This window comes from Streptomyces sp. NPDC005899, assembly GCF_040629645.1.
Lineage (GTDB): Bacteria > Actinomycetota > Actinomycetes > Streptomycetales > Streptomycetaceae > Streptomyces.
This window is the reverse complement of sequence record NZ_JBEXWB010000234.1, coordinates 1-10313: the sequence shown is the minus strand read 5'-3', so window position 1 is coordinate 10313 and position 10313 is coordinate 1. Positions and strand designations below refer to the sequence as shown.

Genomic DNA, 10313 nt, shown 5'->3' with positions numbered 1-10313 from the left:
GGCCTGGACCTCACCCGGAAGATCCGCGAGGCGTCCGCCCCGCGCCGAGCCGTACACACGACCCCGTCCTGCGATCGCGTCCTACAGATACAGGCCCGTCGAGTCCACGGACCCCTCGAACCGGTCCGCCGCCACCGCGTGCAGATCCCGCTCCCGCATCAGCACGTAGGCCACGCCCCGCACCTCGACCTCCGCACGGTCCTCGGGGTCGTACAGCACCCGGTCACCCGGCTCCACCGTCCGCACGTTCTGGCCGACCGCGACCACCGCGGCCCAGGCGAGCCGCCTCCCCACCGCGGCCGTCGCCGGAATCAGGATGCCGCCCCCCGACCGCCGCTCACCCTCCGGCGTATCGGACCGGACCAGCACACGGTCGTGCAGCATGCGAATGGGCAGCTTGTCGTCGGGGTTCTCGCTCACGCCGTTGTCGCTCACGCCCGGAAATCTACCTGCCCCGCACCCGCCCCCACGCCTCCGGGCCGCCGGCGACGGGGTGTCAGCGCTTCCTGCGCCGCGCCGACACCGTCAGCAGCGCCACCGCCCCCGCAACCACCAGCACCGCGGGGACCACCCGCTCCAGCCGCGGCGAGCCGTCCTCCGCGACGAACTGCGCGCGCACGTCCGACACCGACCGGTTCACCGCCACGAACGCGCGCCCGGCCGTCCGGTCCACCGTCGACGCCACCCTGGCCTTGGCGTCGCCCATCATCGTCTTCGGGTGCATCCGCACCCCGATCTCGTCCAGCACCACGGCAAGCCGCTCACGCCTGCTGATGATGTCCGCCTCGATCTGCGCAGGGGTCCTGATTTCCGACACTGCGCCGCCTCCGTGGTCTTCGTCGGGTAAACCGTCATCGACAGTCTGTCAGCTGAGCCGCCCCGACACCCGGCGGCACCCCCTATTACGCTCGGTGCCACACAGTCCGCGTGCCACTCGAGGAGAGACATGAGCGAGCGACTCCAGCCCGGCGACACCGCCCCCGCCTTCACCCTTCCGGACGCCGACGGCAAGGAGGTCTCGCTCGCGGACCACAAGGGCCGCAAGGTCATCGTCTACTTCTACCCCGCGGCGCTCACCCCGGGCTGCACCAAGCAGGCCTGCGACTTCACCGACAACCTCGAGCTCCTCGCCGGCGCCGGCTACGACGTCATCGGCGTGTCCCCGGACAAGCCGGAGAAGCTCGCGAAGTTCCGCGAGAAGGAGGACCTCGCGGTCACCCTGGTCGGCGACCCCTCCAAGGAGACGCTGGAGGCATACGGCGCCTACGGCGAGAAGAAGCTCTACGGCAAAGTGGTGACGGGGGTCATCCGCTCCACGATCGTGGTCGACGAAGAGGGCAAGGTGGAACGGGCTCTCTACAACGTCAAGGCGACCGGCCACGTGGCGAAGATCATCAGGGATCTCGGTATCTGAGACCGAGCGGGCGCGCCGTGGCCGGAAACCTCAGATCGATGTGACCGGCATCGCATTCGGCCACGGATCCGGTTTGCACACGCCATGACGGCGCAGAAGCCTTTCCTGAAACATCGTTCAAGGAAAGGAACCGGCCATGGCGGCCTCCGACCCCCCACAGGCGGCCGACCCGGACGCGGTCAAACGCCACCCCGCGCTCTTCCGCGCGATCAGGAAGCGGCAGAACCCCCGGCTCCGTCGGACCGACATCACGATCACCGACGACCAGGCGGTCAAGCGCGCGGTCAAGGCGGCGTCTCTCGGTAACGCCATGGAATGGTTCGACTTCGGTATCTACTCCTACCTGGCCGTCACAATCGGGCACGTCTTCTTCCCGTCAGGGAACGACACCACCCAGCTCCTCTCCTCGTTCGCGACCTTCGCCGTGGCCTTCCTCGTGCGCCCGCTCGGAGGAATGTTCTTCGGCCCCATGGGTGACAAGATCGGCCGCAAGAAGGTCCTCGCCCTCACCATGATCCTCATGGCGATCGGCACCTTCGCCATCGGCCTGATCCCGTCCCACGGCACGATCGGCGTCTGGGCGGCGGTCCTGCTGATCTTCTTCCGTATGCTCCAGGGCTTCTCCACCGGTGGCGAGTACGGCGGCGCGTCCACCTTCATCGCCGAGTACGCCCCCGACAAGCGCCGCGGCTTCTTCGGCAGCTTCCTCGAGTTCGGCACCCTCGCCGGATACGTCGGCGCCGCGGGCCTGGTCACCCTCCTCTACGCCCTGCTGGACACCGGGCAGATGGAGTCCTGGGGCTGGCGCATCCCGTTCCTCGTCGCGGGCCCCCTCGGCCTCGTCGGCCTCTACCTGCGACTGCGCCTCGACGAGACCCCGGCCTTCCAGAAGCTCGAGGGCGGCACCGCCCACGCCACCGAGGCCGCCGACCACGTCGAGTCCACCGCCAAGGGCGACCTCGCCAAGATCTTCCGGCAGTACTGGCCCACGCTGATCCTGTGCATCGCGCTCGTCGGCGCGTACAACATCGCCGACTACATGCTGCTGTCGTACATGCCGACGTACCTCTCCGACGAGCTCGGCTACAGCGAGACCCACGGGCTGCTCATCCTGCTCGCCGTCATGGTCTTCCTGATGCTGGTCATCAGCCGGTTCGGCAAGCTCTCCGACCGCTTCGGCCGTAAGCCGCTGCTGATGGCGGGCATGCTGGGATTCCTCGTCCTGTCGCTCCCCTCCTTCCTCCTGATCCGCCAGGGCAGCATCCCGGCCATCGCCATCGGCATGCTGATGCTCGGCCTGTCCCTGGTCTGCATGCTGGGCACGATGTCGGCCGCCCTGCCCGCGCTCTTCCCGACGAACGTCCGCTACGGATCACTGTCGGTCGGCTACAACCTCTCCGCCTCGATCTTCGGCGGCACGACCCCGCTGGTGATCACGGCGCTGATCAGCTGGTCCGGCTCGAACCTCATGCCGGCGTACTACGCGATGGCGGCGGCCCTGGTCGGTGTGATCGCGGTGGCGTGCATGGAGGAGACCGCCAACAAGCCCCTGGCCGGCTCCCCGCCCTCGGTCGAGACCGAGGAAGAGGCCGCCGAACTGGTCCACGCCCAGAGCCCCGAGCCGAAGTTCTGACGCACGGTCCTCCCGCGAGGTCCCGTACCGCTCCAGAAGCGGTGCGGGACCTTCCGCTTTCCGGGGCGCTCCGGGAGCGACCACACGGACGGCGCCCGGCCGGAGCGCCGGCGGGCATCGGCGGGGCGTCCGCACCGGCGGACGCGCGGTGCGGCGGACGGGCGACGGCGTCAAGTGGTCCGTGGGCGCGTACCGTGCGGGACGGCCTCCCGTTAGCATGGTCCAGGACATGCGGCCGTGTCGTAACTGGCAGCCGAGCGGCGTTTAGATCGCCGTGGGAGAAATCCCGTGTGGGTTCGAATCCCACCGGCCGCACCGGAACCGCGAGGGGCCGGCCCTGACCGGGGCCGGCCCCTCGCGGCGTGTGTGACGGGGCGGCTCAGCCCACCAGCTCGCGCACCACGGGCACCAGCGCGCGGAACGCCTTCCCCCGGTGGCTGATCGCGTTCTTCTCCGCCGGGGTCAGCTCCGCGCAGGTGCGCGTCTCGTCGTCCGGCTGGAGGATCGGGTCGTAGCCGAAGCCGTGGCTCCCCGCGGGGGCGTGGCGCAGGATGCCGGTCAGGCGGCCCTCCACCACGCGTTCGGTTCCGTCGGGAAGCGCCAGGGCGGCCGCACAGGCGAAGTAGGCCCCGCGGTGGGGGGTGTCGATGTCGGAGAGCTGGGCCAGGAGCAGGTCCAGGTTGGCCTGGTCGTTCCCGTGGGTGCCGGACCAGCGGGCCGAGAAGATCCCGGGAGCGCCGCCCAGGACGTCGACGCAGAGGCCGGAGTCGTCGGCGACGGCCGGGTGGCCGGTGGCGCGGGCCAGGGCGTGCGCCTTGAGGAGGGCGTTCTCGGCGAAGGTGACGCCGGTCTCCCGGACGTCCGGGACCTCGGGATAGGCGTCCGCGCCGACGAGTTCGTGGGTGAGGCCCGCGTCGGCGAGGATCGCGTGGAGTTCGGTGACTTTCCCGGCGTTGCGGGTGGCGAGGATCAGGCGGGTCATGCGTCGATTATCGCCGGGGATCAGGGTGTGCAGACCTTGCCGATCTCGGTGGCGGCGTCCGTGACCGGGGTGATGTCGGGGGTGGCGTCGCCCTTCTCGATGGAGCCGCGGACGTTGGTGACGCCCGCCTGGAGGTCGTCGACGGCCTTGCCGAGGTCGGCGTTGTCCGTGGTGTCGCCGAGCTGCCGGAGTTCCTTGTCGATCTGGTCCAGGGCCTCGGAGGCCTGCGTGGGGTCGTCGGAGGCGTTGGATACCGCCTGCTGGAGGTTGTCGACGCTGGTGGCGATGGCGTCGGCGGTGCGGACACAGTCCAGGGCCTTGTCGACGGCTCCGCAGCCGGCTGCCGCGGTGAGTGTCAGCAGGGTGGCCGTGACGGCGAGTGCGGTGCGGTGGTGGCGGCGCGATGCCATGGTGCGGTCCCTCCCCGGGGCGGATGCGTGGACGGGCGCACGGTTCGACCCGTGCGCCCGTACGCGTGACGACGCTCTGCGGCGCCTTCCTGGTTGCTTCCTTACCCGGATCTACTTCCCGAGCGTGCGGGCGAGCGCCTCGGCCTGGAGGGCCGCCAGGTCGGTGCAGCCGGCGGTGGCGAGGTCGAGGAGCGCGCCGAGTTCGGTGCGGTCGAAGGGCTGGGCCTCGGCGGTGCCCTGGATCTCGACGAAGCGCCCGTCGCCGGTGCAGACGACGTTCATGTCGGTCTCGGCGCGGACGTCCTCCTCGTAGCAGAGGTCGAGGAGGGGGACGCCGTCGACGATGCCGACGCTGATCGCGGCGACGGTGCCGGTGAGGGGCTTGCGTCCGTGCTTGACGATCTTCTTGCCCTGGGCCCAGGAGATGGCGTCGGCGAGGGCGACGTAGGCACCGGTGATGGCGGCGGTGCGGGTACCGCCGTCGGCCTGGAGCACGTCGCAGTCCAGGACGACGGTGTTCTCGCCGAGCGCCTTGTAGTCGATGACGGCGCGGAGCGAGCGGCCGATGAGCCGGCTGATCTCGTGGGTGCGCCCACCGATCTTGCCGCGCACGGCTTCGCGGTCGCCGCGGGTGTTCGTGGAGCGGGGCAGCATGGAGTACTCGGCGGTGACCCAGCCTTCGCCGCTGCCCTTGCGCCAGCGCGGGACGCCCTCGGTGACGGAGGCGGTGCAGAAGACCTTGGTGTCGCCGAAGGAGACGAGTACGGAGCCTTCGGCGTGCTTGCTCCATCCGCGTTCGATGGTGACGGGGCGGAGCTGTTCGGGGGTGCGGCCGTCGATGCGAGACATGGCGCCGAGCCTATCGGCTGGCGGGGGTGGCTCCGTTCGGGTGCCGCCGGGCCCCTTAGCCGGCCGTCGGGTGGCGGCCCGGCGGGGCCGGTGCCCGTGCCGCAGGCCCCGCTCCGCGCCGGTGGGGTCGGCGGGAGCGGGGCCTGCGGTGCGGTGCGGGACCGCGGTGGGCCGGCCGGGGTGGGCCGGGAGGTCAGACGGTCACATCATGTCTTCGATGTCGGCGGCGATGGGGTCGGCGTCGGTGCCGATGACGACCTGGATCGCGGTCCCCATCTTGACGACGCCGTGGGCGCCGGCGGCCTTGAGCGCGGCCTCGTCGACCTTGCTCGGGTCGTGCACCTCGGTGCGGAGCCGGGTGATGCAGCCTTCGATCTCGTCGATGTTCTCGATACCGCCGAGCCCGGCGACGATCTTCTCAGCCTTGCTGGCCATGTCCTTCTCCTGGTCTGTGCGTGCGTGGGCGGCCCACCGTGGGTCCGTTTCGTCACGGTAACGCACGGTTGGCCCAACTTCACGGGCGGGTAACCGCGCAGTCCCCAATGATGACGATCACCGGCGCCCTGTCTTTCGGCGGGCTCCGCACCGTATCGCGACTGGTCTACACCAGTTTGCAACGCCCGCCAAACCTGGCGTGTTCCGGGAGGATGCCGATGAGCTCGAACGCGGCTGCAGCACCGCAGCGCAAGTGGTGGAACGGGCCGGTCCAAGGCTTGCAGAAGGTCGGCCGGAGCCTGCAACTGCCGGTGGCCGTCCTGCCGGCGGCGGGCCTGCTGGTCAGCCTCGGCAACCTCTTCGACTCCTCCCTGCACGGTGCCTTCTGGGACAAGTTCGCCAAGGTCCTCCTCAACGGCGGGACGGCGATCCTCGACGGCGAGGTGGGCCTGCCCCTGCTGTTCTGCATCGGGGTGGCGATCGGCTTCGCGAAGAAGGCCGACGGCTCGACGGCGCTCGCCGCGGTCGTCGGCTTCCTCGTCTACCGGGGCGTGCTGGCCGCGTTCCCCGTCGACGACACGGTCACCGAGGCCACACCCGACGGCGTACCGCAGAACCCGGGGGTGCTCGGCGGCATCATCATCGGGCTGCTCACGGCCGTCGTCTGGCAGCGCTACCACCGCACCAAACTGGTCGACTGGCTCGGCTTCTTCAACGGGCGCCGGCTCGTGCCGATCCTGATGGCGTTCCTCTGCGTGATCCTCGGCGTGCTGTTCGGGCTGCTGTGGCAGCCGGTGGGTGACGCGCTGACGTGGTTCGCCAAGCAGCTGATCGATCTCGGCGCGTGGGGCGCGGCGATCTTCGGCTTCGCCAACCGGCTACTGATCCCGATCGGCATGCACCAGTTCCTGAACACGTTCTTCTGGTTCCAGGCGGGCGAGTTCACGGGGAGCGACGGCGGCACCGTCCAGGGCGACATCTCCCGCTTCTTCGCCGGGGACCCCTCGGCCGGCCAGTTCACCTCGGGCTTCTTCCCGATCATGATGTTCGGCCTGCCCGCGGCCGCGCTGGCCATCGCCCACACCGCGCGGCCGGAGCGCCGCAAGGAGGTCGGCGGGCTGATGCTGTCGGTGGCCCTGACGTCGTTCGTGACGGGCGTGACCGAGCCCCTGGAGTTCTCGTTCCTGTTCGTCGCGCCGCTCCTGTACGGCGCGCACGCGATCCTCACCGGCGTCTCGATGGGCGTCACCTGGGCCTTCGGGGTGCACGCGGGGTTCAGCTTCTCCGCCGGACTGATCGACTACGTCGTCAACTGGCACCTGGACACGAAGCCGTGGTTGATCATCCCGATCGGGCTCTGTTTCGCGATCATCTACTACGCGGTCTTCCGGTTCGCCATCACGAAGTTCAACCTCCAGACCCCAGGGCGTGAACCTCCCGACGAGGAGGAGAAGGTGGAGGAGGACCTGACGAAGTAACCCTCCCGCCCCGCGCGAAGGCCCCCGGACCCGACGGTCCGGGGGCCTTCGCCGCGTCACCCAGGGTGCTGGTGGAACTACACCGCACATGGGAGGGAATTGCAGGTTCCTTATTTAACCCTCACCGTGCTAAAACTGGTCTACACCACTGAGTGGTCCAGACCACGCGGCCGTCCCCCGCCGCGTTCCTCGAGTCGCCGCCCTCCGCGATCCCTGTCCATGGCGGCGCCTTGCCTACTGGAGGAAGTTGATGAGTACGGACACCGCTCCGGCCGCGCCCGCGAAGAAGCGGGGCGCCGGCGTGTTCCAGGGCCTGCAGAAGGTGGGTCGCAGCCTGCAGCTGCCGATCGCCGTGCTGCCGGCAGCGGGCATTCTGCTCCGCCTCGGCCAGCCCGATGTCTTCGGGGCCGACGGCCTCGGCTGGGGCAAGGTCGCCACGGTCTTCGCGACTGCCGGTGACGCGGTCTTCGCCAACCTGCCGCTGCTGTTCTGCGTCGGTATCGCCATCGGTTTCGCCAAGAAGGCCGACGGTTCCACCGCGCTCGCCGCCCTGGTCGGCTTCCTGGTCTACAAGAACGTGCTGACCGCGTTCCCGACCTCCGACGCCGTCGTCAACACCACCGCCAACAAGGGCGTGGACGTCGCCGCGACGTACAACGACCCGAAGGTCTTCGGCGGCATCATCATGGGCCTCCTGGCCGCCGTCATCTGGCAGCGCTACCACCGCACCAAGCTCGTGGACTGGCTCGGCTTCTTCAACGGCCGCCGGCTCGTCCCCATCATCATGGCCTTCGTCGGCACCGTCATGGGTGTTCTCTTCGGCCTGGTCTGGGAGCCGATAGGTGACCTCATCACCAACTTCGGCGAGTGGATGACCGGACTGGGCGCCATCGGCGCCGGTGTCTTCGGTGTCGTCAACCGCGCTCTGCTGCCGGTCGGCATGCACCAGTTCGTGAACACGGTGGCCTGGCAGGAGATCGGCTCCTTCAAGGACTCCGCGGGCGGTATGTGGCACGGCGACCTGCCGCGCTTCTTCCACGGTGACCCCTCGGCCGGTCAGTTCATGTCCGGCTTCTTCCCGATCATGATGTTCGCGCTGCCCGCCGCCGCGTTGGCGATCACGCACTGCGCCCGGCCCGAACGCCGCAAGGCCGTCGGCGGCATGATGATGTCCCTCGCGCTGACCTCGTTCGTCACCGGCATCACGGAGCCGATCGAGTTCGCGTTCATGTTCATCGCGCCGCTGCTCTACGTCATCCACGCGGTGCTGACCGCCGTGTCGATGGCCGTCACGTGGGGCCTGGGCGTGCACCACGGCTTCAGCTTCTCCGCCGGCGCGATCGACTACTTCCTGAACTGGAACCTGGCGACGAAGCCGTGGATGATCATCCCGATCGGCCTCGTCTTCGCGGCGATCTACTACGTGGTCTTCCGGTTCGCCATCACCAAGTTCAACCTCACCACCCCGGGCCGTGAGCCCGAGGAAGAGGTCGAGGACCTGACCAAGGCGTAAGCCCCCAACGGCCCGTCACGGACACGGCAGAGCCCCCGCCTCCCGCTCGAAGGGATGGCGGGGGCTCCGTCGTGTCCGGGGCGCCGAATGCGCTAGATCTCGTACACCGCGCCCGGCGCGGCCAGCTCGACCGGGCCGTCGTAGACCTCGCGGGCGTCGGCGAGGTTGCGCTCGGCGTCGGTCCACGGCGGGATGTGCGTGAGGACCAGGCGTCCCGCTCCGGCGCGTGCGGCGTACTCGCCCGCTTCGCGGCCGTTGAGGTGGAGGTCGGGGATGTCCTCCTTGCCGTGGACGAACGAGGCCTCGCAGAGGAACAGGTCGGCGTCCTCGGCGAGTTCCGCCAGTCCCTCGCAGACGCCGGTGTCGCCGGAGTAGGCGAGGGAGCGGCCGTCGTGCTCGACGCGGATCCCGAACGTGTCGACGGGGTGGCGGAGCTTCTCCGTGCGGACCGAGAAGGGGCCGATCTCGAAGGAACCGGACTTGAGCGTGTGGAAGTCGAAGACCTCGCCCATCGCGTGGTCGGACGGGGTGTCGGCGTGGGCGGTCGTCAGCCGCTGCTCGGTGCCCTCGGGGCCGTACACGGGGATCGCGGCGGGGCGCCCGCCGTCGAAGCGGTAGTACCGGACGACGAAGTACGCGCACATGTCGATGCAGTGATCGGCGTGGAGGTGGCTGAGGAAGATGGCGTCGAGGTCGTACAGACCCACATGGCGCTGCAGCTCACCGAGGGCGCCGTTGCCCATGTCGAGGAGCAGCCGGAAGCCGTCGGCCTCTACGAGGTAGCTCGAGCATGCCGAACCCGCGGACGGGAACGAGCCGGAGCAGCCGACGACGGTGAGCTTCATGGAGCGTGAACCTCCGAGACGTGGGAGCGAGGAGGGTTCGTGCGGTCCGTCGAGCGTAAGGCGCGAAACCGCTGGTCGCTCCTCCACGGCCTGCCGTTGTGGGGGAACTCACCTGTGCTGTCACCGGTTCGATGGAAGCCCGGGCGGGCGGGGACACCGGTACGGTCGGGTGATGAACACGTGGTGGTGGGTGGCGCTGGCCGCCGTCGTCCTGCTGGCTCTCGTCGCGGCGGTCTCCGACGGGCGGGGGCGGGGCGACCGCGGGCCGCGGAGGCCGGGCGGAAGGGTCCGCCCGCCGGGGCGGGCGCCGGAGCGGAGGCGGACACGGCCGCACGGAAAGCCGCGGCCGGGGGAGATCTGGTGGGCGGACGTGCCGTTCGAGGACGGCCCCGGGTCCAAGGACCGGCCGTGCCTGGTGCTGTCCGTACGGGGCGGCACGGCGGTCGTCGCCAAGATCACCAGCAAGCACCACGAGGAGCGGCCCGGGGTGATCGCGCTGCCGTCGGGGACGGTGGGGGACGCGCGGGGGCGGCCGAGTTACCTGGAGACGGACGAGCTGCGGGATGTGGCCGTGTCGGGGTTCCGCCGCAGGGCGGGCTCGGTGGACGCGGAGCTGTGGGAGCGGGTGCGCGGGCTGGTGTAGCCCCCGCGTCCCCTGGCCGGCACGCCGGTGGGGGTCGCGCGCGGCGGACGGCGGCGTGGCCGTGACCATCGCACGGCCCGGCCTGGCCGTGACCACCGTGCGTGGGCGCGG

12 protein-coding genes and 1 tRNA gene are annotated in these 10313 nt (G+C 70.0%); 6 read left to right on the top strand and 7 right to left on the bottom strand.

The window, feature by feature from the left end:
- Nucleotides 1-81 precede the first annotated feature (81 nt).
- Both ABZ371_RS22895 and ABZ371_RS22890 read right to left on the bottom strand, forming a co-directional pair.
- Nucleotides 82-420: a co-chaperone GroES gene (locus ABZ371_RS22895; protein WP_358682713.1), complete on the bottom strand. Its 339-nt coding sequence runs from the start codon at nucleotides 418-420 to the stop codon at nucleotides 82-84.
- Nucleotides 421-496: 76 nt separating this feature from the next.
- Nucleotides 497-817, bottom strand: a complete 321-nt coding sequence (locus tag ABZ371_RS22890; RefSeq protein WP_358682711.1) for a DUF3618 domain-containing protein — start codon at nucleotides 815-817, stop codon at nucleotides 497-499.
- Nucleotides 818-946: 129 nt separating this feature from the next.
- Here ABZ371_RS22890 and bcp point away from each other — a divergent pair, with 129 nt between their 5' ends.
- From bcp to ABZ371_RS22875, 3 genes are all read left to right on the top strand, one after another.
- Nucleotides 947-1414, top strand: a complete 468-nt coding sequence (gene bcp, locus ABZ371_RS22885; RefSeq protein WP_358682709.1) for a thioredoxin-dependent thiol peroxidase — start codon at nucleotides 947-949, stop codon at nucleotides 1412-1414.
- A 136-nt stretch (nucleotides 1415-1550) separates the two neighbouring features.
- Nucleotides 1551-3047 (top strand): glycine betaine/L-proline transporter ProP, encoded by a 1497-nt coding sequence (proP, locus tag ABZ371_RS22880; RefSeq protein WP_358682707.1) that lies wholly within the window; start codon nucleotides 1551-1553, stop codon nucleotides 3045-3047.
- A 231-nt stretch (nucleotides 3048-3278) separates the two neighbouring features.
- Nucleotides 3279-3362, top strand: a tRNA-Leu gene (locus ABZ371_RS22875).
- 64 nt (nucleotides 3363-3426) lie between these two features.
- Here the strand turns inward: ABZ371_RS22875 and rdgB are convergent.
- The 4 genes from rdgB to ABZ371_RS22855 all read right to left on the bottom strand — a co-directional run bounded on the left by rdgB (nucleotide 3427) and on the right by ABZ371_RS22855 (nucleotide 5723).
- Nucleotides 3427-4029, bottom strand: coding sequence for an RdgB/HAM1 family non-canonical purine NTP pyrophosphatase (gene rdgB, locus ABZ371_RS22870; protein WP_358682705.1), 603 nt, complete (start codon nucleotides 4027-4029; stop codon nucleotides 3427-3429).
- A gap of 20 nt (nucleotides 4030-4049) precedes the next feature.
- The gene (locus ABZ371_RS22865; RefSeq protein WP_358682703.1) at nucleotides 4050-4439 is read right to left on the bottom strand and encodes a hypothetical protein; all 390 of its coding nucleotides are present in this window, start codon (nucleotides 4437-4439) and stop codon (nucleotides 4050-4052) included.
- 111 nt (nucleotides 4440-4550) lie between these two features.
- Nucleotides 4551-5288, bottom strand: coding sequence for a ribonuclease PH (gene rph / locus ABZ371_RS22860; RefSeq protein WP_358682701.1), 738 nt, complete (start codon nucleotides 5286-5288; stop codon nucleotides 4551-4553).
- Nucleotides 5289-5489: 201 nt separating this feature from the next.
- Nucleotides 5490-5723, bottom strand: a complete 234-nt coding sequence (locus tag ABZ371_RS22855; protein ID WP_014156020.1) for a PTS glucose/sucrose transporter subunit IIB — start codon at nucleotides 5721-5723, stop codon at nucleotides 5490-5492.
- A 218-nt stretch (nucleotides 5724-5941) separates the two neighbouring features.
- Here ABZ371_RS22855 and ABZ371_RS22850 point away from each other — a divergent pair, with 218 nt between their 5' ends.
- Nucleotides 5942-7201, top strand: a complete 1260-nt coding sequence (locus ABZ371_RS22850) for a PTS transporter subunit EIIC (RefSeq protein ID WP_358682699.1) — start codon at nucleotides 5942-5944, stop codon at nucleotides 7199-7201.
- A 250-nt stretch (nucleotides 7202-7451) separates the two neighbouring features.
- A complete protein-coding gene (locus ABZ371_RS22845) occupies nucleotides 7452-8714 on the top strand; it encodes a PTS transporter subunit EIIC (RefSeq protein ID WP_358682697.1) in 1263 nt (420 codons plus the stop codon).
- Between the two features lie 92 nt (nucleotides 8715-8806).
- Here the strand turns inward: ABZ371_RS22845 and ABZ371_RS22840 are convergent, their stop codons facing one another.
- On the bottom strand, nucleotides 8807-9559 hold the full coding sequence (locus tag ABZ371_RS22840; protein ID WP_358682695.1) for an MBL fold metallo-hydrolase: 753 nt from the start codon (nucleotides 9557-9559) through the stop codon (nucleotides 8807-8809).
- A 172-nt stretch (nucleotides 9560-9731) separates the two neighbouring features.
- Here ABZ371_RS22840 and ABZ371_RS22835 point away from each other — a divergent pair, with 172 nt between their 5' ends.
- Nucleotides 9732-10202, top strand: coding sequence for a type II toxin-antitoxin system PemK/MazF family toxin (locus ABZ371_RS22835; RefSeq protein WP_358682693.1), 471 nt, complete (start codon nucleotides 9732-9734; stop codon nucleotides 10200-10202).
- Nucleotides 10203-10313 lie beyond the last annotated feature (111 nt).

Excerpts from the sequence above, each read along its gene's own strand:
- bcp (WP_358682709.1), top strand. The coding sequence starts at position 947 with ATGAGCGAGCGACTCCAGCCCGGCGACACCGCCCCCGCCTTCACCCTT.
- proP (WP_358682707.1), top strand. The coding sequence starts at position 1,551 with ATGGCGGCCTCCGACCCCCCACAGGCGGCCGACCCGGACGCGGTCAAA.
- rdgB (WP_358682705.1), bottom strand. The coding sequence starts at position 4,029 with ATGACCCGCCTGATCCTCGCCACCCGCAACGCCGGGAAAGTCACCGAA.
- ABZ371_RS22865 (WP_358682703.1), bottom strand. The coding sequence starts at position 4,439 with ATGGCATCGCGCCGCCACCACCGCACCGCACTCGCCGTCACGGCCACC.
- rph (WP_358682701.1), bottom strand. The coding sequence starts at position 5,288 with ATGTCTCGCATCGACGGCCGCACCCCCGAACAGCTCCGCCCCGTCACC.
- ABZ371_RS22855 (WP_014156020.1), bottom strand. The coding sequence starts at position 5,723 with ATGGCCAGCAAGGCTGAGAAGATCGTCGCCGGGCTCGGCGGTATCGAG.
- ABZ371_RS22850 (WP_358682699.1), top strand. The coding sequence starts at position 5,942 with ATGAGCTCGAACGCGGCTGCAGCACCGCAGCGCAAGTGGTGGAACGGG.
- ABZ371_RS22845 (WP_358682697.1), top strand. The coding sequence starts at position 7,452 with ATGAGTACGGACACCGCTCCGGCCGCGCCCGCGAAGAAGCGGGGCGCC.
- ABZ371_RS22840 (WP_358682695.1), bottom strand. The coding sequence starts at position 9,559 with ATGAAGCTCACCGTCGTCGGCTGCTCCGGCTCGTTCCCGTCCGCGGGT.
- ABZ371_RS22835 (WP_358682693.1), top strand. The coding sequence starts at position 9,732 with ATGAACACGTGGTGGTGGGTGGCGCTGGCCGCCGTCGTCCTGCTGGCT.